This window comes from Streptomyces sp. NPDC030840 (genome assembly GCF_055572015.1).
Window position 1 is genome coordinate 112,261 of record NZ_JBVIEE010000001.1, and the last position, 24,035, is coordinate 136,295.

Annotated in this window: 22 protein-coding genes; 9 read left to right on the plus strand and 13 right to left on the minus strand. The window is 71.0% G+C overall.

What is annotated here, in order from left to right:
• Positions 1 to 29 precede the first annotated feature (29 nt).
• Positions 30 to 887 carry a siderophore-interacting protein gene (locus ACZ49J_RS00500; RefSeq protein WP_467454786.1) on the minus strand — a complete coding sequence of 286 codons (858 nt, stop codon included), beginning with the start codon at positions 885 to 887 and terminating at the stop codon, positions 30 to 32.
• A 117-nt stretch (positions 888 to 1,004) separates the two neighbouring features.
• Positions 1,005 to 2,054 (minus strand): ABC transporter substrate-binding protein, encoded by a 1,050-nt coding sequence (locus ACZ49J_RS00505; protein ID WP_467454785.1) that lies wholly within the window; start codon positions 2,052 to 2,054, stop codon positions 1,005 to 1,007.
• A gap of 412 nt (positions 2,055 to 2,466) precedes the next feature.
• Here ACZ49J_RS00505 and ACZ49J_RS00510 point away from each other — a divergent pair, with 412 nt between their 5' ends.
• Positions 2,467 to 2,943 carry a hypothetical protein gene (locus tag ACZ49J_RS00510; protein WP_467454783.1) on the plus strand — a complete coding sequence of 159 codons (477 nt, stop codon included), beginning with the start codon at positions 2,467 to 2,469 and terminating at the stop codon, positions 2,941 to 2,943.
• Between the two features lie 11 nt (positions 2,944 to 2,954).
• Here the strand turns inward: ACZ49J_RS00510 and ACZ49J_RS00515 are convergent, their stop codons facing one another.
• Genes ACZ49J_RS00515 through ACZ49J_RS00530 form a run of 4 tightly spaced genes read right to left on the minus strand, consistent with a single transcriptional unit; the run spans position 2,955 to position 8,640 of the window.
• A complete protein-coding gene (locus tag ACZ49J_RS00515; RefSeq protein ID WP_467454782.1) occupies positions 2,955 to 4,115 on the minus strand; it encodes an acyl-CoA dehydrogenase family protein in 1,161 nt (386 codons plus the stop codon).
• 6 nt (positions 4,116 to 4,121) lie between these two features.
• Complete coding sequence (locus ACZ49J_RS00520; RefSeq protein ID WP_467454781.1) at positions 4,122 to 5,084, minus strand: hydroxymethylglutaryl-CoA lyase; 963 nt, start codon at positions 5,082 to 5,084, stop codon at positions 4,122 to 4,124.
• Complete coding sequence (locus ACZ49J_RS00525) at positions 5,081 to 6,997, minus strand: acetyl/propionyl/methylcrotonyl-CoA carboxylase subunit alpha (RefSeq protein WP_467454779.1); 1,917 nt, start codon at positions 6,995 to 6,997, stop codon at positions 5,081 to 5,083. The genes ACZ49J_RS00520 and ACZ49J_RS00525 overlap by 4 nt, the downstream gene beginning before the upstream one ends.
• 11 nt (positions 6,998 to 7,008) lie before the next feature.
• Entirely contained in the window at positions 7,009 to 8,640 is a 1,632-nt protein-coding gene (locus ACZ49J_RS00530) for a carboxyl transferase domain-containing protein (RefSeq protein ID WP_467454778.1), read from the minus strand.
• 86 nt (positions 8,641 to 8,726) lie between these two features.
• On the opposite strand from ACZ49J_RS00530, the gene ACZ49J_RS00535 reads away from it, so the two are divergent.
• From ACZ49J_RS00535 to ACZ49J_RS00545, 3 genes are all read left to right on the plus strand, one after another.
• Entirely contained in the window at positions 8,727 to 9,329 is a 603-nt protein-coding gene (locus ACZ49J_RS00535) for an SACE_7040 family transcriptional regulator (protein ID WP_467454777.1), read from the plus strand.
• Positions 9,330 to 9,645: 316 nt separating this feature from the next.
• On the plus strand, positions 9,646 to 10,803 hold the full coding sequence (locus ACZ49J_RS00540) for an acyl-CoA dehydrogenase family protein (RefSeq protein WP_467454776.1): 1,158 nt from the start codon (positions 9,646 to 9,648) through the stop codon (positions 10,801 to 10,803).
• A gap of 104 nt (positions 10,804 to 10,907) precedes the next feature.
• Entirely contained in the window at positions 10,908 to 11,804 is an 897-nt protein-coding gene (locus ACZ49J_RS00545; protein ID WP_467454774.1) for an acyl-CoA thioesterase, read from the plus strand.
• Here the strand turns inward: ACZ49J_RS00545 and ACZ49J_RS00550 are convergent.
• The gene (locus ACZ49J_RS00550) at positions 11,794 to 12,585 is read right to left on the minus strand and encodes a phosphatase (protein ID WP_467454772.1); all 792 of its coding nucleotides are present in this window, start codon (positions 12,583 to 12,585) and stop codon (positions 11,794 to 11,796) included. The two genes, ACZ49J_RS00545 and ACZ49J_RS00550, sit on opposite strands and share 11 nt — an antisense overlap.
• A 107-nt stretch (positions 12,586 to 12,692) precedes the next feature.
• Positions 12,693 to 14,213: a PucR family transcriptional regulator gene (locus ACZ49J_RS00555; RefSeq protein ID WP_467454771.1), complete on the minus strand. Its 1,521-nt coding sequence runs from the start codon at positions 14,211 to 14,213 to the stop codon at positions 12,693 to 12,695.
• A gap of 125 nt (positions 14,214 to 14,338) precedes the next feature.
• Here ACZ49J_RS00555 and ACZ49J_RS00560 point away from each other — a divergent pair, with 125 nt between their 5' ends.
• From ACZ49J_RS00560 to ACZ49J_RS00570, 3 genes are read left to right on the plus strand one after another with little or no spacing between them, the layout of a single operon-like run.
• On the plus strand, positions 14,339 to 15,808 hold the full coding sequence (locus ACZ49J_RS00560) for a sodium:solute symporter family protein (RefSeq protein ID WP_467454770.1): 1,470 nt from the start codon (positions 14,339 to 14,341) through the stop codon (positions 15,806 to 15,808).
• Between the two features lie 56 nt (positions 15,809 to 15,864).
• A complete protein-coding gene (gene speB / locus ACZ49J_RS00565) occupies positions 15,865 to 16,836 on the plus strand; it encodes an agmatinase (RefSeq protein ID WP_467454768.1) in 972 nt (323 codons plus the stop codon).
• Complete coding sequence (locus tag ACZ49J_RS00570; RefSeq protein ID WP_467454766.1) at positions 16,833 to 18,539, plus strand: thiamine pyrophosphate-binding protein; 1,707 nt, start codon at positions 16,833 to 16,835, stop codon at positions 18,537 to 18,539. Before speB ends, ACZ49J_RS00570 begins: the two co-directional genes overlap by 4 nt.
• Positions 18,540 to 18,841: 302 nt before the next feature.
• Here the strand turns inward: ACZ49J_RS00570 and ACZ49J_RS00575 are convergent, their stop codons facing one another.
• The 5 genes from ACZ49J_RS00575 to ACZ49J_RS00595 all read right to left on the minus strand — a co-directional run bounded on the left by ACZ49J_RS00575 (position 18,842) and on the right by ACZ49J_RS00595 (position 23,216).
• The gene (locus tag ACZ49J_RS00575) at positions 18,842 to 20,332 is read right to left on the minus strand and encodes an FG-GAP-like repeat-containing protein (protein ID WP_467454764.1); all 1,491 of its coding nucleotides are present in this window, start codon (positions 20,330 to 20,332) and stop codon (positions 18,842 to 18,844) included.
• A gap of 150 nt (positions 20,333 to 20,482) precedes the next feature.
• Complete coding sequence (locus ACZ49J_RS00580; RefSeq protein WP_467454763.1) at positions 20,483 to 21,286, minus strand: endonuclease I family protein; 804 nt, start codon at positions 21,284 to 21,286, stop codon at positions 20,483 to 20,485.
• A 127-nt stretch (positions 21,287 to 21,413) separates the two neighbouring features.
• Positions 21,414 to 22,064, minus strand: a complete 651-nt coding sequence (locus ACZ49J_RS00585) for a hypothetical protein (RefSeq protein ID WP_467454762.1) — start codon at positions 22,062 to 22,064, stop codon at positions 21,414 to 21,416.
• A gap of 92 nt (positions 22,065 to 22,156) precedes the next feature.
• The gene (locus ACZ49J_RS00590; RefSeq protein ID WP_467454760.1) at positions 22,157 to 22,429 is read right to left on the minus strand and encodes a DUF397 domain-containing protein; all 273 of its coding nucleotides are present in this window, start codon (positions 22,427 to 22,429) and stop codon (positions 22,157 to 22,159) included.
• Positions 22,422 to 23,216 (minus strand): helix-turn-helix domain-containing protein, encoded by a 795-nt coding sequence (locus ACZ49J_RS00595; protein WP_467454758.1) that lies wholly within the window; start codon positions 23,214 to 23,216, stop codon positions 22,422 to 22,424. Before ACZ49J_RS00595 ends, ACZ49J_RS00590 begins: the two co-directional genes overlap by 8 nt.
• Positions 23,217 to 23,324: 108 nt before the next feature.
• Here ACZ49J_RS00595 and ACZ49J_RS00600 point away from each other — a divergent pair, with 108 nt between their 5' ends.
• Positions 23,325 to 23,645 carry a hypothetical protein gene (locus ACZ49J_RS00600; RefSeq protein ID WP_467454757.1) on the plus strand — a complete coding sequence of 107 codons (321 nt, stop codon included), beginning with the start codon at positions 23,325 to 23,327 and terminating at the stop codon, positions 23,643 to 23,645.
• Positions 23,645 to 23,944, plus strand: a complete 300-nt coding sequence (locus tag ACZ49J_RS00605) for a hypothetical protein (RefSeq protein WP_467454756.1) — start codon at positions 23,645 to 23,647, stop codon at positions 23,942 to 23,944. Before ACZ49J_RS00600 ends, ACZ49J_RS00605 begins: the two co-directional genes overlap by 1 nt.
• Positions 23,945 to 24,035: the final 91 nt, after the last annotated feature.

Below are 24,035 nucleotides of genomic sequence, written 5' to 3' on the forward strand. Positions count from 1 at the left end.
CTGAAACGTCGTCACGCCGGTGACCGCCGTCACTCTCCTCGCTCGCGCAACTGCTCCTCCGTCAGCCCCTCGCGCCAGTAACCGACAAAGGTCACGCACCTCTTGTCGATCCCGCGCTCACGCACGAGATGACGGCGCAGCTCCTTCACACGACCGGACTCGCCCGCGATCCAGGCGTACGGGCGCTCGGCGGGCGGGAGTTGGGCGTCACGGATCGCGTCCAGGGCCGCGGGGGCCCCGTCGGCGCGTACGAGCCAGGTGATCTCGGCGTCCGCCTCGGTCGACAGGTCCTGGATGTCCCCGGCGTGGTGAACCTCCAGCCAGACCCGGGCGCGGGTGCCCGCGGGCAGCGACTCCAGGATCGCGGAGGCGGCGGGAAGGGCCGTCTCGTCGCCCCAGACCAGCACCAGGTCGGTGTCCTCGGGCGGACGGAAACGGATCGCCCGGTTGTCGGGGACGGCGGGGCCGAGAAGGAGGACACGGTCTCCGGCCGTGGCTCCGGCCGCCCAGCGGGACGCGGGCCCCGCGGGCACGGCGGCCCCCGGCTCCACGCCGTGCAGGACGAAGTCGATGTCGACCTCGACGGTGTCTCCGTGGTCGTCCCGGCGCAGGGCGCGCAACGTGTACGAGCGCATCACCGCCCGTACGTCGTCCGGCAGTTCCCGCCACCCCTGCCACCAGCTGTCGCCCAGCTCGATCGGCACGACCGGCTCGGGCTGCCCCGGATGCGGCAGGAACAGCGACAGGGACTGGTCCCTGCCGTCGGAGAGGAAGGCGCGGAGGTCATCGCCGGCGAACGTGACACGGACGAGGGAGGGCCCGAGCCGCCTCGTCCGTACGACGTGGAGGGAGAAGAAACGGAAGGGGGCGGCTACGGCCGTCGTCATGGGGGCTCCTGAGGTGTTGTCAGGGGCGCCTGTTCGGGCGGTGGGGCACCGCGCCCCGTCAGGGGCGCGGGGAACTGCCCGACCAGCCACAGACGACCCGCAGTGTCGCTACGGCGCTCAGCTGACCTTCTTCGCCTTCTCCAAGGCTTCCGCGAGGTTCTCGAGCAACGGCACGCACTTGTCGTAAGAGAGAATCGGCTCGGGGTCACGCGCGATGACCTGCCCCGCCTTCACCGCCGGCAGCTTCTTCCACGTGGCCTCGGTGATGTCCGCCGGCTGGATCGCCGAGGACCGGTTGTCCATCATGATGATGTCCGCGTCGTACTTGTCGACGTTCTCCCAGCTCAGGTTCTCGAACCAGCCGCCGCTCGCCTTCAGGGCCGCGGCGGAGGGCTCGACGAAGTTCACGCCGAGAGCCTTGAAGTACTCCAGGTCGGCGGAGAGGTTCGAGCCGGAGACGTAGAAGATGTCCTGGGCTGCGGAACCGGCCAGCACCTTGATGTCGGGGTTGGCCTTGGCGGCGGAGCGCAGGCGGGCGGCGGCGTCCTCGAAGCGCTTCTTGGCGGAGGTGACCTTCTCGGCCTTCACGTCGGCGCCGAGGGACTCGGCGAGGTCCAGCATGCGCTGCAGAGGCTCGGTCAACTGGCGGTCGTACACGGAGATGCCGACGCTCGGGGCGCCGACGGCGAGGATCTTCTTCTTGGACTCCTCGGGCACGTACCAGAGGGTGCCCGCGTCGTCGAACAGCGTGGTGAGGAGCGCGTCGGGGGCGAGGGCCGCGTACTTCTCGATGTTGAACTGGCCCCACTCGTTGCCGAGGATGGTCACCTTGTTGATGTCGAGGTCGCCGGCCTGGACGTCGGCCTTGCCGTCCTTCGTCTTCGTCGGGCCGAAGACACCCTTGACCGCGATCCCGTAGTCGTGCAGCGCGGCGGCGACACCGACGAACGCGACGATGTTCGTCGGGATCTTGTCCGCCTTGGCGGTCTCACCGCGGTCGTCCTTGAAGGACCAGGGACCGGACTTCGCCGCGGCCGTCTCCTCGCTCGAACCACCGCTCTTGGCGTCTTCGTCTCCGCAGGCGGCGAGCACGGCACCGAGGCCGAGGGCACCGCCGGCGGTGAGGATGCCGCGGCGGGTCGGGTGAGTGGCACGGGCGTTGAACATGTGTGGCTGCTTTCGAACAGGGCTGGACTGCCCGCGGACAAGTTCGAAGGTAGGTTAGCCTAACCTGACTGCTTGTCCAGAGGGTGGTTCCGAGTGCTGGGACGCCCGTGACGACGTATGCCCGTTTCTGTGAGCAGCCTGTGGATCGAAGGCCCGCCTGAGTGGGTTCCCGGGAGTTGGGGCGCGAAACCCTTGGCTGTATCGCGAATGCGAAGGTCGGGTCGCCGGGGATGCGGTGACCGCCCTGCACGGCGAACTTCCTTGACTCCGGCGCTTGTTGACGCTGCGCGAAGGGCTGGAAGCGGGCTGTGGAAGGTGGAAACCAGCCTCTGTTCACTGAGCCTGTTTGCTGTCACCCTCCCTACAGGCGTGCGGTCGGCCGGACGCGCGGACCACGCCCACGGGGGTAGTTGTGGAACCGGTTCGCTCGGACGTCGAGTTCCACCTCGTCCACAACGGCCGGGACCAGCGGAAGGCGCGGATGCGTCTTCGCCGGCCCGAACGTGGCCGCGCCACGCACGACGTCGCCTGCCCCAGGTGCGGGAAGACCGTCACCGTCCGCGTCCTCGACGCGGGGGAGACGTCGCGGCGCCAGGCCCTCTACCGCGGGTGGGCCTGGCTGTTCGGCCTCGCCGCGGTCCCCTTCGCGGGGATGACCGTGTACGGGATCGCCACGGACTCCGAAGGCCCGGGGAACGGCGGGTTCCTGCTGACGGTCCTCAGTGCCGTGGCCGCGGGGAACCTGGCCTACGGGGCGCGGAACACCGGGCTGTCCGCCGCCGGACTGGGCGGCCACTACACCGAGGTGATCCATGCCCGGGGGAACCGCCCGCAGACCTGGGCCCGCTTGAGGGGCTGGGTGCGGGCGGCTCGCGGCCGGAACCGCTGACCGGGGAACGCTCAGCCCGCCAGCCCCAACTCCCGTGCGATCAGCATCCGCTGCACCTCGCTCGTCCCCTCGCCGATCTCCAGGATCTTCGAGTCGCGCCACATGCGGGCGACCGGGTACTCGTTCATGAAGCCGTAGCCGCCGTGGATCTGGGTGGCGTCGCGGGCGTTGTCGACGGCGATCGTCGACGAGTAGAGCTTGGCCAGGGCCGCCTGCTTCTTGAAGGGTTCGCCGGAGACGAGGCGGCTCGCGGCGTCGCGCCAGGCGAGGCGGGACGTGTGGGCCTTCATCTCCATGTCGGCGAGCTTGAACTGGATGGCCTGGTTGGCGCCGATCGGGCGGCCGAAGGCGTGACGCTCCTTCGCGTACTTCACCGACTCGTCCACGCAGCCCTGCGCCAGGCCCGTGGCGAGGGCCGAGATCGCGATGCGGCCCTCGTCGAGGATGCGCAGGAACTGGGCGTAGCCCCGGCCTAGTTCACCGAGGAGGTTGTCCGCCGGGACCCGTACGTCCGCGAAGGACAGCTCGCGGGTGTCCGAGGCGTTCCAGCCGACCTTCGAGTACGGTGCCGCGACCGTGAAGCCCGGTGTGCCCGAGGGGACGATGATCGAGGAGATCAGGGGCTTGCCCTCCGGGGTGCGGCCCGTGACCGCCGTGACCGTGACCAGGCCCGTGATGTCCGTGCCCGAGTTGGTGATGAAGCACTTGGTGCCGTTGATCACCCACTCGTTGGTCTCCGGGTCGAGCTTCGCCGTCGTGCGCGTCGCGCCCGCGTCCGAGCCGCCGTCGGGTTCGGTCAGGCCGAAGGCGCCCAGCATCTCGCCGGAGCACAGGCGCGGGAGCCACTGCTGTTTCTGGGCCTCCGTGCCGAAGAGGTGGATCGGCATGGCGCCCAGCGACACGCCCGCTTCCAGCGTGATCGCCACCGAGGAGTCCACTCGCGCCAGTTCCTCCAGCGCGATGCCCAGCGCCAGGTAGTCGCCGCCCATGCCGCCGTACTCCTCCGGGAACGGCAGCCCGAACAGCCCCATGCGGCCCATCTCGCGCACGATCTCGTACGGGAACTCATGGCGCTCGTAGAAGTCGCCGATCTTGGGCGCCACGACGTCGTGTGCGAACTCCTCGACCGTGCGGCGGAGTTCTTCCAGTTCGGGGGAGAGTCGGTGGTCCATCGCGGGTCACTGCTCCTTGTGGGAGTCTTCGGAGCCCTCGGGGGAGAGGGCTCGTACGGTGCGGGACGGGCTGGGGCGGCCCAGGTGGCCGGCCATCCACACGCTTGTGGCGGTGAGACGGCCGAGGTCCACTCCGGTGTCGATGCCGAGACCCCTCAGCATCCACACGAGGTCCTCGGTGGCGAGGTTGCCGGTGGCGGACTTCGCGTACGGGCAGCCGCCCAGGCCGCCCGCGGAGGCGTCGACGGTGGTCACGCCGTGCTGGAGGGCGGCGAGGGTGTTGGCGAGCGCCTGGCCGTAGGTGTCGTGGAAGTGCACGCCCAGGGCGCCGGCGGGGATGTTCCGCTGGTTGAGGGCGCTCAGCAGGGACACGACGTGGCCGGGGGTGGCCACCCCGATCGTGTCGCCCAGGCTCAGTTCGTCGCAGCCCATGTCCATGAGTGCCTTGCAGACGCGTACGACCTGCTCCAGCGGGACCGGGCCCTCCCACGGGTCGCCGAAGCACATCGACAGATAGCCGCGGACGTGAACGTCCGCCGCCTTCGCCCGCGCCACCACCGGCTCGAACATGGCCAGCGCCTCGTCCACCGTGCGGTTCAGGTTGGCCTTCGCGAAGGACTCCGTGGCGCTCGCGAAGACCGCGACACGCCTGGCGCCGAGCGCCAGGGCGCGGTCCAGGCCCCGTTCGTTCGGGACGAGCACCGGGAGCGCCACCGGAAGGTCGCTCACCAGCGGCAGCAGCTCCTCCGCGTCCGCCAGTTGGGGCACCCACTTGGGGTGGACGAAGCTGGTCGCCTCGATCGTCGTCAGGCCCGCGCCGGCCAGGCGGCGGATGAACTCCGCCTTGACCGCCGTCGGCACGTCCGTCTTCTCGTTCTGCAGTCCGTCCCGCGCGCCCACCTCGTGGATGCGGACGCGGGCGGGCAGGCCCGCGGCCGGTACGGCCATGGGGAGTCGCTCGACGGTCATTCCGGCACCTCCTCGTGCGGCTCGATCACGGCCAGCACCTGGTCCATGGCGACCGTCGTGCCCGGCGCGACGTCCAGTTCGGCGACCGTGCCGGCGTGCGGGGCGGAGATGACGTGCTCCATCTTCATCGCCTCGACGACCAGCAGGCTCTGACCCGCGGTCACCTCGTCGCCCACGGCCACCTTGACGACCGTCACGGTGCCGGGCATGGGGGCGGTGAGCGAGTCGGCGCCGCCCGCTCCCGCGCCGGTCAGCGAGGCGGCCACCGGGTCGTGGTCCCGTACGTGCCAGGCGTCGCCGTCGCGGCCCAGCCAGTCGGCGGCCCGGTGGAAGGTGTGGCGGACGCCGTCGAGGGTGACGGAGACGGTGTCCTCGGTGACGGTGTGGGTGCCACGTGGGGCGTGTTCCAGCGGCTCGGTGACCCGGAGGTGGAAGGCGACGGGCCGGGGGGTGCCGCCCAGCCGCCAGCCGCTCGGCACGGAGAACGGGTCGGTCCAGCCCTCGCCCCGTGGCTTCAGCGCGTCCAGCCGTACGGCCGCCGCCGCCTCGTAGACCTCCCGCGGTACGTCGGTGGAGACGAGCCCCTCCACCTCCCGCTCCACCAGCCCCGTGTCCAACTCGCCCGCCACGACCGCCGGGTGGGCCAGCAGCCGGCGCAGGAACCCGGCGTTGGTCTGCACGCCCAGGGTGACCGTGTCGGCGAGGGCGGCGCGCAGCTTGCGCAGGGCCGTCGCGCGGTCCGGGCCGTACGCGATCACCTTGGACAGCATCGGGTCGTACAGGCTCCCGACCTCCATGCCCTCGCTCAGCCCGGAATCGGTGCGCACGCCGGGGCCGGACGGCTCGTTCAGCATCAGCACCGTGCCGCCCGACGGCAGGAACCCGCGCGCAGGGTCCTCGGCGCAGAGGCGGGCCTCGATCGCGTGCCCGGTGAGCGTGATGTTCTCCTGCGCGAAGGCGAGCTTCTCGCCGGCCGCCACCCGCAGCTGCCACTCCACCAGGTCCAGGCCGGTCACCAGCTCGGTCACCGGATGTTCCACCTGCAGGCGGGTGTTCATCTCCATGAAGTAGTAGGAGGAAGGATCGCCGCCCGGCACGATGAACTCCACCGTGCCCGCGCCCCGGTACCCGCACGAGCGCGCGGCCTGCACGGCGGCCTCGCCCATCGCCGCCCGGGTCTCCTCGTCGAGGAGCACGCTGGGCGCCTCCTCGATGATCTTCTGGTGGCGGCGCTGGAGGGAGCACTCGCGCTCGCCGAGGTGGACGACGTTCCCGTGGCCGTCGGCGAGGACCTGGATCTCGATGTGCCGGGGGCGGTCGATCCAGCGCTCGACCAGGAGCGTGTCGTCGCCGAAGGAGGCGCGGGCCTCGCGGCGGGCCGCGGCGATCTCCTCGTCCAGCACGGCCAGGTCCCGCACCAGCCGCATGCCCTTGCCGCCGCCGCCGGCCGAGGGCTTGAGCAGCACGGGCGCACCGAGATCGCGGGCCGCCTCGGCCAGTTCGGGATCACGTCCGCCGGGGACGACCGGGACTCCGGCCGCCCGCACCGTCTCCTTGGCGCGGATCTTGTCGCCCATCAGGGCGATGGCCTCCGCGGGCGGCCCGATGAAGACCAGCCCCGCCTCGGCGCAGGCGCGTGCGAAGCCGGCGTTCTCCGCGAGGAAGCCGTAGCCGGGGTGGACGGCCTGTGCGCCGGTAATCGCCGCCGCCTCCAGAATCCGCTCCACGGACAGATAGCTCTCGGCCGCCGGCGCCGGGCCGATCCGTACGGCGGTGTCGGCCTCGCGCACATGCCGTGCGTCGGCGTCCGCGTCGGAGAAGACGGCTACCGAGCGCACACCCAGCGAGCGGAGCGTACGGATCACGCGGACGGCGATCTCGCCCCGGTTGGCCACGAGCACTGTGTCGAACATGGGTCCCTTCCTCACATCCGGAAGACGCCGAACCGGGGCGCCGCGTCGTCCCTCGGGGGCAGTGGCGCGTTGGCACAGGCGGTCAGGGCCAGGCCCAGCACCTGCCGGGTCTCCAGCGGGTCGATCACGCCGTCGTCCCAGAGGCGGGCCGTCGCGTAGTAGGCGTTGCCCTGGTGCTCGTACTGCGCGCGGATCGGGGCCTTGAAGGCCTCCTCGTCCTGAGCCGCCCAGTCCTCGCCCCGGGCCTCCAGCTGGTCGCGCTTGACGGTCGCGAGGACCGAGGCCGCCTGCTCGCCGCCCATGACCGAGATCTTGGCGCCCGGCCACATCCACAGGAAGCGCGGCGAGTACGCCCGGCCGCACATCGAGTAGTTGCCCGCGCCGTACGAGCCGCCGATCACCACCGTGAGCTTTGGGACCCTCGTGCAGGCCACCGCCGTCACCATCTTGGCGCCGTGCTTGGCGATGCCCCCGGCCTCGTAGTCCCGGCCCACCATGAAGCCGGAGATGTTCTGCAGGAACACGAGCGGGATGCCGCGCTGGTCGCACAGCTCGATGAAGTGGGCGCCCTTCTGGGCCGACTCGGAGAACAGGATGCCGTTGTTGGCGACGATGCCGACGGGGTGGCCGTGGACGCGCGCGAAGCCCGTGACCAGGGTCTGCCCGAACTCCGCCTTGAACTCGGCGAACCGGGAGCCGTCCACCACGCGCGCGATGACCTCGCGGACGTCGTACGGGGTGCGGGAGTCCACCGGCACCGCGCCGTACAGCCCGTACGGGTCGACCTTCGGCTCGGTGGCCGGCTCGACCCGCCAGGGCAGGGGGCCGCGCGCGGGAAGGGTGGAGACGATGGTCCGCACGATGCGCAGCGCGTGCGCGTCGTCCTCCGCGAGGTGGTCGGTGACACCCGACACGCGTGCGTGGACCTCGCCGCCGCCGAGCTCCTCCGCCGTCACGACCTCGCCGGTGGCGGCCTTCACCAGGGGCGGGCCGCCGAGGAAGATCGTGCCCTGGTCGCGCACGATCACCGCCTCGTCGCTCATCGCCGGGACGTAGGCGCCGCCGGCCGTGCAGGAGCCGAGGACGGCGGCGATCTGCGGGATCCCGGCGCCCGACATGCGGGCCTGGTTGTAGAAGATGCGCCCGAAGTGCTCGCGGTCGGGGAAGACCTCGTCCTGCATGGGGAGGAAGGCGCCGCCGGAGTCGACGAGGTAGAGGCAGGGAAGGCGGTTCTCCAGGGCGACTTCCTGCGCGCGCAGGTGCTTCTTCACCGTCATCGGGTAGTAGGTGCCGCCCTTGACGGTGGCGTCGTTCGCGACGATCACGCACTCGCGGCCGCTGACCCGCCCGATGCCGGCGATGACGCCGGCGGCCGGGGCCTGCCCGTCGTACATCCCGTCGGCCGCCAGCGGGGCCAGCTCAAGGAAGGGCGAGCCGGGGTCGAGAAGCGTGTCGACGCGGTCGCGCGGCAGCAGCTTGCCGCGCGCGGTGTGGCGCGCCCGTGCCTTCTCGCCGCCGCCGAGGCGGGCGGCCGCCAGCTTGGCGCGCAGCTCCTCGCCGAGTGCGCGGTGCGCGGCCTCGTTGGCCCGAAAGGCCTCCGACGCGGGGTCGGCCGCCGTCGTCAGCTCCGGTGCCTGGTCCATCGTGCGGTCCCCTCATCTTGTTAATGAGCGTTAACGCGTTTCCTTCAGGTTAACGACCGCTAACCTGCCTGTCTAGAATCGTTCGTATGGCCACGCGAACCGATGCCCTCACCCGCCGCGAGCAGATCCTCAAGGAGGCCGCACGGCTCTTCGCCGAGCGGGGGTTCCACGGGGTCGGTGTCGACGAGATAGGGGCGGCCGTCGGGATCAGTGGTCCTGGCCTGTACCGGCACTTCCCGGGCAAGGACGCGATGCTCGCCGAGCTGCTGGTGGGCATCAGCGGGCAGTTGCTGACCGGGGGGAAGCGGCGGGTGGCCGAGTCGGAGGGGGACGCGGAGGCGGTCCTCGACTCGCTCATCGAGGGGCACATCGACTTCGCGCTCGACGACCGTCCCCTCATCACCCTGCACGACCGTGAGCTGGATCGCCTGCGGGACAGCGACCGCAAGCTCGTGCGGCAGCTTCAGCGGCAGTACGTGGAGCTGTGGGTGGGGGTGGTGCGGGAGGTGTATCCCTCGCTGGCCGAGCCCGCGGCTCGCTCCGCGGTGCACTCGGTGTTCGGGTTGCTGAACTCGACGCCGCATCTGGGGCGGCCGGGGGCGTTGCCGGGGCGGGCGGGGACGGCGGCGTTGCTGCACCGGATGGCGCGGGGGGCGTTCGCCGCGGCGGGTTCGCCGGCGGCGGGCTGAGCCGGGTGAGTGGGTGCCTGGGGTGGGTTGGTTGGGTGCGGGTGGGGTGTGGCTGGTCGCGCAGTTCCCGGCGCCCTTGACGCATCGGCCTCGCCCGGCGAATCTCAGCCCCTCCGGCGTTTGAGGAGCGGGGTCCGGGGCGGAGCCCCGGGATGGGACGGGTAGGGGCGGCGGGGGCGAGAAAACCCCCGGGCTCCCCCCAACCGTGACGAGCGTTACTTCAGGTGTGGTCTGGACGGGTGTTCGTACTCGCCGGTACCTTTCTCTGAGCAAGCGCTTAGACAAGCTCAGACGTACGCAGGTGGAGGTGGCGGCGGTGCGCCGTACGGTGTTCAACGAGGATCACGAGGCGTTCCGGGAGACCCTGCGCGCCTTCATCGAGGCCGAGGTCGTCCCCGTCTACGACGAGTGGCTCGCCGCCGGGCAGGCGCCGCGCGACTTCTACTACAAGCTCGCCGAGCTCGGCGTCTTCGGCATCCGCGTCGACGAGGAGTACGGCGGCGCCGGCATCGACTCCTACAAGTTCGAGGCCGTCCTCTACGAGGAGACCGCCCGCGCCGGCGTCACCTTCGGCGGCTCCGGGGTGCACGTCCTGCTCGGCCTGCCCTACATCAAGCTGCTCGCCACCGACGAGCAGAAGAAGCGTTACCTGCCGAAGTTCGTCTCCGGCGAGGAGATGTGGGCCATCGCGATGACCGAGCCGGGCACCGGCTCCGACCTCGCGGGCATGCGGACCACCGCCAAGCTCTCCGAGGACGGGACGCACTACGTCCTCAACGGCGCCAAGACCTTCATCACCGGCGGCGTGCACGCCGACCGCATGATCGTCTGCGCCCGCACCTCCGCGCCCACCGCCGAGGACCGCCGTCACGGCATCTCCCTCTTCGTCGTGGACACCAAGGCCGAGGGCTATTCCGTCGGCCGCAAGCTGGACAAGCTGGGCCTGAAGACCTCCGACACCGCCGAGCTGGCGTTCGTCGACGTCAAGGTCCCCGCCGAGGACCTGCTCGGCGAGGAGAACAAGGGCTTCTACTACCTCGGCCACAATCTGGCCTCCGAGCGCTGGGGCATCGCCTACGGCGCCTACGCCCAGGCCAAGGCGGCCGTCCGGTTCGCCAAGCAGTACGTCCAGGAGCGGGTCGTCTTCGGGCAGCCCGTCGCCGCCTTCCAGAACACCAAGTTCGAGCTGGCCGCCTGCCAGGCCGAGGTGGACGCCGCCGAGGCCGTCGCCGACCGCGCCACGGAGGCCCTGGACGCCGGTGAGCTGACCCCGGCCGAGGCCGCGAGCGCCAAGCTGTTCTGCACCGAGGTCGCCCACCGCGTCATCGACCGCTGCCTGCAGCTGCACGGTGGCTACGGGTTCATGAACGAGTACCCGATCGCCCGCCTGTACGCGGACAACCGCGTCAACCGCATCTACGGCGGCACCAGCGAGATCATGAAGTCCATCATCGCGAAGGACATGGGGCTCTAGGCCGCCCGGGTCCGCGGCCACCGCGTCGTGTGATCTTCAACCGATCTCTACTCGTGGGTAACAAACGGCGGCCTCCTGTAACAAGGGGCTGGCAGACTCACGGCATGAGTCAGGCACCACTGCAGTCTCTCCTCGATCTGCTCGACCTCGAGCAGATCGAGGAGAACATCTTCCGCGGCCAGTCCCGCTCCGGAGTCATCCCCCGCGTCTTCGGCGGCCAGGTCGCGGCCCAGGCGCTCGTCGCCGCCGGGCGGACGGTCCCCGAGGACCGCCTCGCCCACTCCCTCCACGCGTACTTCCTGCGCGTCGGGGACGCGGGCGCGCCCATCGTCTACACCGTCGACCGCATGAACGACGGCCGCTCCTTCACCACGCGCCGCGTCGTCGCCGTCCAGCACGGCCAGCCCATCTTCGCGCTGTCCGCGTCCTTCCAGCGGTACGAGGAGGGGCTCGACCACCAGGCTCCGATGCCGCCCGCGCCCGACCCGGCGACCCTGCCCACCGCAGAAGAGAGGCTGCCCGGTTACGGCCTTGACCCCGTGGTCGTGGAGAAGTTCCTCCAGGCGCGGGCCGCCGTCGACCTGCGCTACGTCGACGACCCGCCGTACGGCCGCTACGGCGAGCCGCGCGAACCGCACTCCCAGGTGTGGTTCCGCGCCAACGGCAAGCTCGACGACGACCCCCTCCTGCACGTCGTCCTCGCCACCTACGTCTCCGACATGACGCTGCTGGACTCCATCCTGCTCGCCCACGGGCGCGGCGGCTGGGCCGTGGGGGACATCGTCGGGGCCTCGCTCGACCACGCCATGTGGTTCCACCGCCCGTTCCGGGCCGACGAGTGGCTGCTGTACGACCAGGAGTCGCCGTCCTCGTCCGGCGGGCGCGGGCTCGGCCAGGGCCGTATCTACACGCAGGACGGGCAGCTGGCGATCTCGGTGATCCAGGAGGGGGTCGTCCGCGTTCCGCGGGGCGAGGCCGGCTGCGCGGCGCTCAGCCGGTGAGGCCCGCCTGGTCCAGCAGGTACGCCGTCATCGGGTCGTAGTGGCGCGGGCTCAGCACGTGGTCGTCCAGGGGGACCGTGACCTGGACGGTGCCCTCGGACTCGGCGAGGAACAGGGCCGGGTCGTTGCAGTCCGCGTAGCCGACGGAGTCCACGCCGTGCTGTCCCGCGTAGCCCGCCCAGCCGTGGTCGGCGACCACCAGGTCGGGCAGCGGGCGGCCCTCGCGCTCCAGGCCGGTGAGGATGGCCTTCATCGGCTCGCCGGAGTGGGTGTGCCACAGGGTGGCGCCGTGTTCGAGGACGGCCACGTCGGCGAACTGCATGACGTACCCCTCCTCCGTCTGCAGCCCCTCCGGGATCACCACGATCTCGCAGCCTGCGGCGCGCAGCGCGGCGGCCGTCGCACGGTGCACGTCCAGCAGGCCGCCCGGGTGGCCGGTGGCGAACAGGACGCGCTGCTCGCCGTCCGCGGCCTTGCGCAGCCGCGCCGCCATGCGCTCAAGGGCGGCCACCGTCAGCTCCGGGTCGATGGTGTCCTGCCCGTAGCGGTGCTCGGCGTCGTCGTTCACGCCGACGCGCTCCGCCATCACCGCGAGCACGTCCTGCTCGTCGGTCCAGCGGTCGCCGAGCTCCAGGCCCAGCCAGTAGTGGCGGTCTCCGTTGGCCAGCTTCCGGTAGTGGGAGAGGTTGTTCTCGCGCGGCGTGGCGACGTCGCCCGCGATACGCGTCCGGACAAGGTGGTCGACGAGTTCGGTGCGGCTGGGGGTCCCGGGTATCGGCATGGTTCCCATTGTGAGGCAGACAACTGTGCGGTACGCCGACGTCCCGAACGCTGGGACGCGGGTCACTCGGCGTCCCCACCCCCCTTGCGGCCCTCCTTACCGGCCCGTCACCGCCGCCGCAGCGCGAACCACAACTCCATGCGTACGTCCGGGTCGTCGAGGTCCGTGCCCAGCAACTTCGCGCACCGGCCGATCCGCTGGCGCACGGTGTTGCGGTGCACGGACAGGGCCACCGCCGTGCGGTCCCAACTGCCGTGCAGTGACAGCCAGGTGCGCAGGGTCTCCGTGAGGGCGGGCGTGTCCGCGAGTGGTGCGAGGAGGGCGCGGGCATGGGAGTCCGCGTCCTCGGCGGGGAGCAGGTCGGCGAGGGCGGGCCGTGCCGCGTGGTGGACCAGCGGCGTGCGGGTGGCGCGGGCGCGGGTCAGGGCGCGGGCGGCCTGGGTGTCGGCCAGGGCCCACTCGTGGGGGCCGGCGGGCGCGCTGACGCCGCAGGTCCAGCCCGGCTGAGGGGCGAGAGCCCGCCCGGCCGGCACGAGGACCCGTACGACGTCGCCGCCCGCGTCCACCAGCGCGGAGCCCAGCGCCGCCCCGAGCGCGGACGCGGCCAGGGCGTCCGGTGCGGTGCCGTCCCCGGCGGGGCGGGCGTGGACGACGACCCAGAGCCCCTCACCGATGAGCGGCGCGACGTCCTCGGGGGACGCCCCCAGCAACAACCGCACCAGCGCGGCCGGCCACGCGGCGCCCGAACCGCTCCGGTGCTCCGCGGTGAGCAGGGAGAGCAGCACGGCGGCGACGGAGGCGATGGTGTGGTCTCCGGGCTCCCGGCCCGCCGTGGCCACGCCCAGGACGAAGCCCTGACCGCCGGCGAGGGCGTAGGCGGCGAGGTGGGCGCCGTGGGCGGTGTCCGTGGCGGAGGAGGGCGTGGGGCCGAGGGTGTCGCCGGGCCGTACCACCGCCGACAGCTCGGCCAGACGGTCCACGACGGCCGCCCCGGCACCTCTGCCCGCCGCCGCCAGCTCCGCCCCGTCCGGTCCGTACAGCACTGCCCCGCCGCCCACCCGCTGGGCCAGCTGCCGCAGGACCGCCGGTACCGGGTCCGGGCGGGACGCCGCCGCGGCGAGGCTCTGCTGGGCCTCCGTCACACGGCGCAGCTCCGCGTGGCGGGCCTGGGCCATCAGCTGCCAGACGGCACGGGCGACCGCCGTGAACGTCGTCCGTGGCGGGACCTCGACGAGCGGCAGCTCGTACGCGTCGCAGGCCGCGACCAGGGCGCGCGGCACCGTGTCGTGCACGGGCGCGATGCCGAAGCCCAGCGCGGCGCCGCCCGCCTCCACGATCCGGGACACGTAGTCGTCGAAGTACGTGCCCGACCCCGCCGCCTCCGGGATGTGCACCCCGGCCGTGAGCAGCAGCTCCCCGCCCAGCAGGTACGGGTACGGGTCCGCCATCTCCGAGGTGTGCGCCCAGTGGATCACCGTGCCGGGGTCCACCGGGCCCGCGATCTGCCGCAGGGCGAGGTCCTCGCGGGCCAGCAGCGCCGAGAGGGGGACCGGCGGGGTGGGAGGTACCGGCGGTGACGGTGGTACCGGTGGGGGCGACGGGGCCGGCATGGTGGATGTTTCCTCCATTCCGCCGAGGGTGCGATGGATGAAACGTACACTTCAGCGCTGCTTTCCAGCCACCTAGGGTCAACCCACGAACCTGCGGTGCGACCGCGAGAAGGCGCGAAAAGGCGCGAGAAGGGTGGCCCCTCATGGCCGTCGACTACACAGTGATCGTCGTCTATCTGGCCGGCATGCTGGCCATGGGCTGGTGGGGCATGCGCCGCGCCCGCTCCAAGAGCGAGTTCCTCGTCGCCGGGCGCCGCCTCGGGCCCACCATGTACTCGGGCACGATGGCGGCCATCGTCCTCGGCGGCGCCTCCACCATCGGCGGTGTCGGGCTCGGCTACCAGTACGGGCTGTCCGGCGCCTGGATGGTGTTCACCATCGGGCTCGGCCTCCTGGCCCTGTCCGTCTTCTTCTCCGCCCGCATCGCCCGCCTGAAGGTCTACACCGTCTCCGAGATGCTCGACCTGCGCTACGGCGGCGGCCGGGCCGGTGTGGTCTCCGGCGTGGTCATGTGGGCGTACACGCTCATGCTCGCGGTCACCTCGACGATCGCGTACGCCACGATCTTCGACGTCCTGTTCGACATGAACCGCACGGTCGCGATCGTCCTGGGCGGCTCGATCGTCGTCGCGTACTCGACGCTCGGCGGCATGTGGTCGATCACCCTGACCGACATGGTGCAGTTCGTCGTGAAGACCGTCGGCGTGCTGCTGCTCCTCCTGCCCATCGCCGTCGTCAAGGCCGGTGGCTTCGGCGAGATGAGGGCCGAGCTGCCGACGTCGTACTTCGACCCGCTGGGCATCGGCGGCGAGACGATCTTCACCTACGTGCTGATCTACACCTTCGGCATGCTCATCGGGCAGGACATCTGGCAGCGCGTGTTCACCGCCCGCAGCGACAGGACCGCCAAGTGGGGCGGCACGGCCGCGGGCACGTACTGCCTCGCGTACGCCCTCGCCGGAGCCGTCATCGGTACGGCGGCCAGGGTGCTCTACCCGAAACTGGGCAGCGCCGACGACGCCTTCGCGACCATCGTGAAGGAGGAACTGCCCCTGGGTGTCCGAGGGCTGGTGCTCGCCGCAGCCCTCGCCGCCGTGATGTCGACGTCCTCCGGTGCCCTCATCGCCTGCGCGACCGTGGCCAACAACGACATCTGGTCGCGGCTGAGGGGAGCCGTGGAGAGGACCGACGGCGACGGCACCCACGACGAGGTCAGGGGCAACCGCGCCTTCATCCTCGTCATGGGGCTCGCCGTGATCGGTACGGCCATCGCGCTCAACAACGTCGTCGAGGCGCTGACCGTCGCGTACAACCTCCTCGTCGGCGGCCTCCTCGTCCCCATCCTCGGCGGCCTGGTCTGGAAGCGCGGCACCGTGCAGGGCGCGCTGGCCTCCGTGATCGTCGGTGGTGTCGCGGTCATCGGCCTGATGGCGACGTACGGGATCCTCGCCAACGAGCCCGTCTACTACGGCCTCCTCTCCTCCCTGGTCGCCTATGTCGCCGTGTCCCTGGCGACCCCGGCGACGGACGAGGCCGTACTCGCCGACTGGCGTGAGCGCGTCGCCGGACGGGCACCCGAACTCGCGTCCGAGCCCGTCCCGGCGCCCCAGTAGAGTCGTACAAGAAGCAGTACATACGCGACGAAGCGCAGGAAAGAAGGCATTACTCCATGAGCGGCAACGAGACGCCCCGCGGCCCCGTCGACTCCTCCCGCATACCGCGGTACGCCGGGCCCGCGACCTTCGCCCGGCTGCCCCGGCTCGACGAGGTCGGCGGACGGGCCGACGTCGCCGTCGTGGGCGTGCCGTTCGACTCGGGCGTCTCGTACCGGCCGGGCGCCCGCTTCGGCGGCAACGCGATCCGCGAGGCGTCCCGGCTGCTGCGCCCCTACAACCCCGCGCAGGACGCGTCCCCGTTCGCGCTGGCCCAGGTGGCGGACGGCGGCGACATCGCCGTCAACCCGTTCGACATCCACGAGGCCGTCGAGACGATCGAGGGCGCCGCCGACGAACTGCTGGGCACGGGCGCGCGCCTGATGACCCTGGGCGGCGACCACACCATCGCGCTGCCCCTGCTGCGCTCGGTGGCCAGGAAGCACGGCCCGGTGGCGCTGCTCCACTTCGACGCCCACCTCGACACCTGGGACACCTACTTCGGCGCCGAGTACACGCACGGAACCCCGTTCCGGCGCGCGGTGGAGGAGGGCGTCCTCGACACGGAGGCGCTCTCCCACGTCGGCACGCGCGGGCCGCTGTACGGCAAGCAGGACCTGGACGACGACGCCAAGATGGGCTTCGGCATCGTCACGTCGGCGGACGTGATGCGACGCGGCGTGGACGAGGTCGCCGACCAGCTCCGGCAGCGCATCGGCGACCGCCCGCTGTACATCTCCATCGACATCGACTGCCTCGACCCGGCCCACGCGCCCGGCACCGGCACCCCCGAGGCGGGCGGCATGACCTCCCGCGAGCTCCTGGAGATCCTGCGGGGCCTGGCCTCCTGCAACCTGGTCTCCGCCGACGTCGTCGAGGTGGCGCCCGCGTACGATCACGCCGAGATCACGTCGGTGGCCGCGTCCCACACGGCGTACGAACTGACCACGATCATGTCCCGTCAGATTGCCGAGGCCCGCTCCAAGTGACCCACGACCACGACCTGGTGCTCCGCCCCACCGCCGCCCAGACGGAGGCCGCCCTCAACCCTCCCCCCGGCCGCAACGGCGGAGACCTGGTCGTGGAGACCCTGGCCGGGCTCGGCGCGACGACCGTCTTCGGGCTGCCCGGCCAGCACGCCCTCGGCATGTTCGACGCCCTGCGCCGCTCGGACCTCAGGTACGTGGGCCTCCGGGTGGAGAACAACGCCGGCTTCGCCGCGGACGCGTACGGCCGGATCACCGGCGAGGCGGCCCCCCTGCTGCTGTCGACGGGCCCTGGCGCGCTGACGTCGCTGGCGGCGCTGCAGGAAGCGGCGGCTGCCTCGGCGCCCGTGCTCGCCATCAGCAGCCAGGTCCCCACGGCCGGTCTGGGCGGCGGACGCCACGGCTACCTGCACGAACTCCCGGACCAGTCCGCGTCGTTCCGGGGCGTGGTCAAGTCGGTCCACACCGTCCGCACCCAGTCCCAGATCCCCTCCGCGATCGCGGCGGCCTGGCAGTCGGCGCTGTCGGCCCCGCACGGCCCGGTGTGGGTGGAGATCCCACAGGACGTCCTGCTCGCCGGGACAGCGCTCCCGGTGGTGACGGGCGCGGACGCGACACCACAGGACCTGGCCCCGCGCCCCGAACTGACGGCGGTGGCCGCGGACCTGCTGTCCCGTGCCGACCGCCCGGCGATCATCGCGGGCGGGGGAGTCGTACGGGCGGACGCGTCGGGCAAGCTGAAGCAGCTGGCCGAGAAGGTGAACGCCCCCGTGGTCACCACCTTCGGCGGCAAGGGCGCCTTCCCCTGGACCCACCCCCTGTCCCTCCAGTCCTGGCTGGAGGACCGCCACACCACGGACTTCCTTCAGGACGCGGACGTCCTGCTGGTCGTCGGCTCGGGCCTCGGCGAACTGTCGTCCAACTACCACACGTTCAAACCCCGCGGCCGTGTCGTCCAGATCGAGGCCGACCTCGGCAAGCTGGAGTCCAACCATCCAGCGCTGGGCATCCACGCGGACGCCCGGCTCGCGCTGCAGGCACTGCTGGAGACCGTCGAGCCGCGCGAGGACGCCACGGCGCCGGACCGGGTACGGGACGTCCTCGACCGGGTGCGCTCACGCATCGACTCGCAGGAACTCACCCTGGAGCAGGACCTGTTGGCGTCGATCCGCCGGGCCCTCCCGTCCCGGGCCCCCTCGTTCTGGGACATGACGATCCTGTCGTACTGGGCGTGGTCGGCCTTCGACCCCCAGGGGCCCAACACCATGCACTCGGCCCAGGGCGCGGGCGGCCTCGGCTACGCCTTCCCGGCGGCCCTGGGAGCGGCGGCGGCCGACCCGACCCAGCCGGTCCTCGCGGTCTCGGGTGACGGCGGCGCGCTGTACTCGATCGCGGAGCTGGCGACCGCGAGGCAGTACGACCTGAACGTCACCTGGCTGATCGTCGACGACGGCGGCTACGGCATCCTGCGCGAGTACATGACGGACGCGTTCGGCCAGGCGACGGGCACGGAACTGGCCCGCCCCGACTTCGTGGCGCTGGCCGAGTCGTTCGGGGTGCCGGGGGTCAGGACGGCCCCCGGCACCCTCGAACAGGACCTGGCGAAGGCGCTCGCCGCACCAGGCCCGTCCGTGGTCGTCCTCCCCGCGAGGCCGCGCATGTTCGCGCCGACGCATCTGGAGGGGGACGCGGCCGGCGTCAGCTGACGTCCGACGGGTCCAGGCGGTAGAGCGCGGACTGGTTGGTCCGGGACGTGGAGTCCGAGTCGGACGATGCCGCGCTGCCGCCGTACTCGCTCGCCTTCACGCCGTCCCGTGCTCCTGCACCCAGGCCGTGACCTCGGAGCTGAGGCTGTCGCCGCCGCCGGGGCGCCGCCCATGCCGGGCGTTGCCCTCGCCGCCGAGGATTTGGCCGAGCCCGTGTAGCCCATGATCAGGGGGCAACGGGCCGTACAACCCTTCCCCAACGGGGCTGGGCGTACGGCCCGTACCGTCACTCTGCCGGCGGGTCAGCGCAGGTCGTACCCGAACTGCGCGTCCGTGGCGGGCGCGGACAGGTCGCCGGGGCCGAAGGCGATGGCGGACGTCGTGGTCAGACCGGTGGACGTGCCGCGCAGCGACCAGACGGCGCCGTTGTCGCTGTTCTCGGCGCTGGACGCGACCGCGATGTCGCGGCGGCCGTCGCCGTTGACGTCGAGGAGCTCGGCGGCGGTGCCGAACCTGTCTCCCGTCTCGGCGACTCCGGGCACCCCGGCGGTGTTCTGGTGGAACACCTGGCTGCCGGTACCGGTGAACCCTGAGGCGCTGCCGTGCACCAGGGCGAACGAACCGGCGTCGGTGAGGCCGCTGAAGTCCTCACCGGGGATGCCGAGCGCGATGTCGGCGTAGCCGTCGCCGTTCACGTCGTCCACGGAGACCGCCGCGCCGAGGCCGTCGCCCTCCTCCTCCGCGCCGTAGAAGCCGGGCAGGCTCTGGTCGAAGGACTTCGTGTCCGCGTCGGACAGGCCGGAGGGCGAACCGTAGGCGACACGGACCTTGCCGCTCCAGCTGTCGCCGCCGACCACCACGTCGTCGAAGCCGTCACCGTCCACGTCACCCACGCCGGTGCCCGGGATCTCGCCCGTGGTGTCGCCGGGGGCCCGTTCGGTGGTGAAGCCGGACGCGCCGCCGTACAGCAGCCGGTTGCCCCAGGTTCCGTCGCCGGTGTAGGTCCACTGGACGATGTCGTCCTTGCCGTCGCCGTTGATGTCGCCGACGTGGCCGTTGCGGACGGGCCCGGTGATCGAGTCGGGGCCGTCCTCGCAGCCGCTGCCGGTGGCGCAGGAGGCGTCGTCCTCGTCCCAGCCCCACCACTCGGACTTGTCGAGGATGTCGAGCACCGAGGCGGGCGTGCCGCTCCGGGAGATCGGGCCCTTCCACAGGGCGGCCGGGGCGCCGGCGGGCTCGTCGCCGCCGACGGACTGCGCGGAGAACAGCGCGAGGTCGGTCTTGCCGTCCCCGTCGAAGTCACCGGCCTGCGGGGCGGCCCCGTACCCGGCGATGCTCGTGCCGCCGGTGAGCCCCGAGGCGGAGCCCCACATGACGACGGAGCCCGCGGTGCCGCCCGCGATCACGAGGTCGCCGTAACCGTCGCCGTCGAGGTCGCCCTTGGTAAAGGTCAGCCCGAAGCGCTGACCGGTGGTGGCGGAGCCGGGTATCCCGCTCGTCGACCGGCTCACGATCTTCTTGTTCGCCGTGGACAGCCCGCTCGCCGAGCCGTACGTGACGGCCACGTAGCCGGCTTTCGCCTTGTCGGACACCGTGGCGTTCGGCGCCCCGATGACGAGGTCGGCATAGCCGTCGCCGTTGAAGTCGTCCTGGACCTCCACCGACGGAGCGGGGGCGGCCACGGCCTGGGCTCCGGTGAGAGCCCAGGCGCTGAGACCTCCGGCGAGCAGCACCGCGGCGGCCAGGGGTGAGCCCAGCCGGGCGGTACGGGTCCTGCGTCCTGCTCGGGACATACAACTGCCTTTCGAGTCAAACGAGTTCAACACGGCACGCGCGGCGCGCCGCGCCCCCACACAGTCGGACTCGGAACAGGTGTCTCCGGTTGTACGCCCGGATGTCATTTTTCGTTAACTGCCCGAAGGAGCAACGGAAGTCGCCCTCACCTACCAGATCGCCTCCACCCACTCCGGGTGGTCGATGAACGGGTTGCGGTTGCCCTGGTACGAGTCGTAGATGATCTCGTTGCGGCGCTCTTCGAAGGAGTCCGGCGGGTCCTCGTCGTTCCATGCCTTCAGGACCGACAGGCGACCGTGGTACGGCACGCTGCCGTTGGTGACGGCGTCGTTGGGTTCGAGGTCGGGCCAGCTGTCGTCGCCCTCGTAACGGACGGCCATGTAGAGGATCATGCGGGCCACGTCGCCCTTCACGGCGTCACGCGGCTCGAAGGAGTTGGAGTCGGTGAGGCTGCCCCCGCTGTTGGTGAAGCCGCTGCCGCCGTTGTCGAAGTCCTTGTTGCCGCGGATGGAGTTGACCTGGACGTCCTCGGGGCGCAGGTGGTGCAGGTCGGTGCCGGGTCCCGCGGAGGTGCCGAAGTCACCGTGGGACTGGGCCCACACGTGCTCGCGGTTCCAGTTGCCCGTGCTGCCGCCGTTCAGTGACTTGCTCCGGGAGATGCCCGAGTAGAGCAGCTTCACGTTGCTGCTGTTGTTCGGGTCCTGGTCGGTGACCTTCAGGGCGTTCCAGACGGCCGAGTAGGAGATCGTCGTCTGGTCGCTGATGATCGTGTGCAGGGAGTCCTTCAGGGCCGTACCGGTCTTGCCGATCGCGTCCGCGTAGTACGTGTCGTCGTACGCGGTCGTCGTCGCGGCGGCGGGGGAGGCGGTGGCCGTCGGCAGAGCGAGTCCGGCGAGCAGGGCCGAGGCCGTCAGCGCCAGGAGTCTCCGGCGGCGTGTGTGCGTGGCGGGCATAGGGGGCGTCCGTTCTACGCGGGTTGAATGAGCGGCCAACGGACAGGAGGGTGACATGGACATGCGGTCAAGTAAATGACCAGTGCGTGTCGGTTGTGTGTCGGGATTCAGTGAGCCGGTGAGTCGGTCACCCCGAGGGGTTCATGTCACGGGCCTCGGGCGAAGGTGTGCGGCTGACGGTGGCCCAAGGGGCGAGCAGGTCCCGGAGCAACTCGGTGAAGGCGCCGTCCAGAGCGTCCTCCCACTCCTGATTGCCGACAGCGTCAGGGCAGAGGGCGGCGGAACGAGCGATCCACAGGATTTTCCAGGGCCTGCTGTTCAGTGCGTGGTCGCCCCAGATCCCGCCGTGCGGGACGAGCGGGTGCAGCAGATCGCCGATGCGTTCCGTGGCGACCCGCAGCAGTGGACCCTCGATCGCCGTGTGCGCGCTCATGAAGGCACCGGGAGATGAGCGGGCGACGGCGGCCGTGGTCGGGTGGCGACGGATGATGCGCGCGACCTGTGTCAGATGACGGGTGATGCCCGTGACGGTGCCGTCGCTGGGGCAGGTGCGGTGCGCCTCGTCGAAGGCCTGCGCGAGTTCCGTCCTGAGCGCGAGCAAGTGCAGTGCGGAGGCGGACTTCCAGTTGGCGTACAGGAAGTTGCGTGACGTACCGCAGCTGCGGGCGATGGCTGCGAGGGACACGTCCAAGCCGTCGGTGCGCATGAGTGTGCGCACGGTGGTGATCACGTGTCCCGTGCTGAGAGGGTCGTGCTGGTACGAGAATCCCGGGCTCATGACCCCACCCTGCACAAAGCGTGAGCACCTGGGGGCTGGATGCCAGGCAAGCGCTCAAACGAGCGACATGTGAACGGTGGGGGCTGGAATGCTCACGGTTTCGCGGAGGTACTGCCTGTCCGGCCGGGTGCCTGCGATGTGTTCAGGGCGGGAAGTCGGCTGTCCTTGATGGCGGCGACGAATGTTGACCAGGCGTCGGCTGAGAAGACCGGTGCAGGGCCCTGCGGCATCTTGGAGTCCCGGACGGGCACGCCACATGGGTATCCGTCGAGGACTTCGACGCAACTGCCGGCTTCGCTCCCGCTGTAGGACGACTTCCGCCATCCACCCAGCACGGCAGCGTTCGGGATGATTCGGTCAGCCATGATGTCCGTAGTCCTTCGCTGTTGCCTTCAGCAGGGCCAGTGACTCTCGCCGCGACAGCGCGTCGCTCAGTGCAAGATCGTAGCGACTCTGCAACTCGTGAACTACGGACGGGGAGTCGTGCAGTTTCCCCATCCGCACGCCCTCGCTGTACGCCAGGGGCGGTTGGTCCTCGAACCACATCAGCGTGAGCATGCTCTCCATCAGCGGGTGAAAGCCCATGGCGAACGGCATCACATGCACGCGGACACGCCCAGTCTCGGCGAGGCGAACGATGTGCGCAACCTGCTCCGCCATGACGTCCTCGCCGTCCACAGGGCGCCGTAGAACTGCCTCGTCGAGAAGCGCCCACACCACAGGCCTGACCTGATCTTCGAGGATCCTCGCGCGTTCGAGGCGTGTGACCAGGCGCCTGTCACATTCCTCCTCACTCACTGGTGGGAACGCCATGCCGAGCACTGCACGCGCGTACCCCTTCGTCTGGAGGATGCCGGGCACGAACGAGAGGGCGAACTCCCGGATCATCACCGCTTGTTGTTCGAGCAGCCGTACTGCCTCGAAGTAGTCCGCCGCAGCCGCGTCCTCCTGCGGGAGAAAGCTGCTCAGCACATTCCCCGTGCCCAGGGCCCTGTCCAGCCGCCGCGCGTCCTCCTTCGACGGCACCCGGCGTCCCGCCTCGATGTGCGCGATGTGTGAGCGCGTCATGATCGCCATTTCGGCGAGCTGCTGCTGCGTCAGCCCCGCCGCCTCACGCTGTTCCTTGAGCCAGTCGCCGTAAATCGTGGCCACGGAGTCAACTCCCTTGCGACAAGTGCCTGGTCACACCCGACCCTCTGGCGAGCCTAGCCCGACTCGTCTCAGTCTGTGAGTGGGTCGCTACAGAACGGAGTTGACGACATGAGTCACCGCATCGCCCGCCGCCTCTTCGAACCGCTGCTACGGCTCCTGCTGCCTGGAACAGGACGTCGCCGATATGCCCCCGGCGAACCGAGCCGCGAGGGCTCCGACATCACATACGTGGGCGCGCCGACCGCCCGGCGCGTCGGCACCCGCCCTCTGCGCGGCGAGGACAACGCCCTGGTCCGTCCCTACCTCGTGGCACACGAACGGCGCAGCCAGGCACAACAGCAGCGGGCCCGCCGCCGCGCGCTGTGGCTGGCCGTTCACGGGATCGATGTCGGACCGCGCGTCATCCACGGCGTGGAGGTGGCGGGGTGATGGACGGCATCCGTGGGGCGCGCTTGCTGCCGTGGACGGGGCCGGAAGGCCAACGCTGCTACCTCGTGACCGACGGGACGGGTCGTCTCTCCCGGATGGCGGACGACATCGAGGCGGTGCAACTCGGCATGGCGGCCGAACTCCTCGGTCATGCCGCCGACATGCTGGCCGACCGTCGAGCGACATCCGCGCAACTCCGGTACCTGGTGCAGCGCATGAGTGAGGCGCTCACAGACGTGCACCGCATCGCGGAGAGCCGGGGCGCACGCCTTCCGCTGGTCCACTCCACCCACCCCTGACCGGCGGGCGCCTCCCCACGCAGGGGAACGGACATACAACTTTCGGTCATTCGTGTGAGTCAAACGGGGCGAGCACGCCGTAAGGGTGCTC

What these genes read in the sequence shown, in the direction of transcription:
- ACZ49J_RS00580 (WP_467454763.1), bottom strand. Translation starts at nt 21,286, where the DNA reads ATGCCCGCCACGCACACACGCCGCCGGAGACTCCTGGCGCTGACGGCC.
- ACZ49J_RS00530 (WP_467454778.1), bottom strand. Translation starts at nt 8,640, where the DNA reads ATGGACCAGGCACCGGAGCTGACGACGGCGGCCGACCCCGCGTCGGAG.
- ACZ49J_RS00500 (WP_467454786.1), bottom strand. Translation starts at nt 887, where the DNA reads ATGACGACGGCCGTAGCCGCCCCCTTCCGTTTCTTCTCCCTCCACGTC.
- ACZ49J_RS00505 (WP_467454785.1), bottom strand. Translation starts at nt 2,054, where the DNA reads ATGTTCAACGCCCGTGCCACTCACCCGACCCGCCGCGGCATCCTCACC.
- ACZ49J_RS00525 (WP_467454779.1), bottom strand. Translation starts at nt 6,997, where the DNA reads ATGTTCGACACAGTGCTCGTGGCCAACCGGGGCGAGATCGCCGTCCGC.
- ACZ49J_RS00575 (WP_467454764.1), bottom strand. Translation starts at nt 20,332, where the DNA reads ATGTCCCGAGCAGGACGCAGGACCCGTACCGCCCGGCTGGGCTCACCC.
- ACZ49J_RS00545 (WP_467454774.1), top strand. Translation starts at nt 10,908, where the DNA reads ATGAGTCAGGCACCACTGCAGTCTCTCCTCGATCTGCTCGACCTCGAG.
- ACZ49J_RS00515 (WP_467454782.1), bottom strand. Translation starts at nt 4,115, where the DNA reads ATGGACCACCGACTCTCCCCCGAACTGGAAGAACTCCGCCGCACGGTC.
- ACZ49J_RS00585 (WP_467454762.1), bottom strand. Translation starts at nt 22,064, where the DNA reads ATGAGCCCGGGATTCTCGTACCAGCACGACCCTCTCAGCACGGGACAC.
- ACZ49J_RS00535 (WP_467454777.1), top strand. Translation starts at nt 8,727, where the DNA reads ATGGCCACGCGAACCGATGCCCTCACCCGCCGCGAGCAGATCCTCAAG.
- ACZ49J_RS00555 (WP_467454771.1), bottom strand. Translation starts at nt 14,213, where the DNA reads ATGGAGGAAACATCCACCATGCCGGCCCCGTCGCCCCCACCGGTACCA.
- ACZ49J_RS00560 (WP_467454770.1), top strand. Translation starts at nt 14,339, where the DNA reads ATGGCCGTCGACTACACAGTGATCGTCGTCTATCTGGCCGGCATGCTG.
- ACZ49J_RS00550 (WP_467454772.1), bottom strand. Translation starts at nt 12,585, where the DNA reads ATGCCGATACCCGGGACCCCCAGCCGCACCGAACTCGTCGACCACCTT.
- ACZ49J_RS00605 (WP_467454756.1), top strand. Translation starts at nt 23,645, where the DNA reads ATGGACGGCATCCGTGGGGCGCGCTTGCTGCCGTGGACGGGGCCGGAA.
- speB (WP_467454768.1), top strand. Translation starts at nt 15,865, where the DNA reads ATGAGCGGCAACGAGACGCCCCGCGGCCCCGTCGACTCCTCCCGCATA.
- ACZ49J_RS00600 (WP_467454757.1), top strand. Translation starts at nt 23,325, where the DNA reads ATGAGTCACCGCATCGCCCGCCGCCTCTTCGAACCGCTGCTACGGCTC.
- ACZ49J_RS00590 (WP_467454760.1), bottom strand. Translation starts at nt 22,429, where the DNA reads ATGGCTGACCGAATCATCCCGAACGCTGCCGTGCTGGGTGGATGGCGG.
- ACZ49J_RS00520 (WP_467454781.1), bottom strand. Translation starts at nt 5,084, where the DNA reads ATGACCGTCGAGCGACTCCCCATGGCCGTACCGGCCGCGGGCCTGCCC.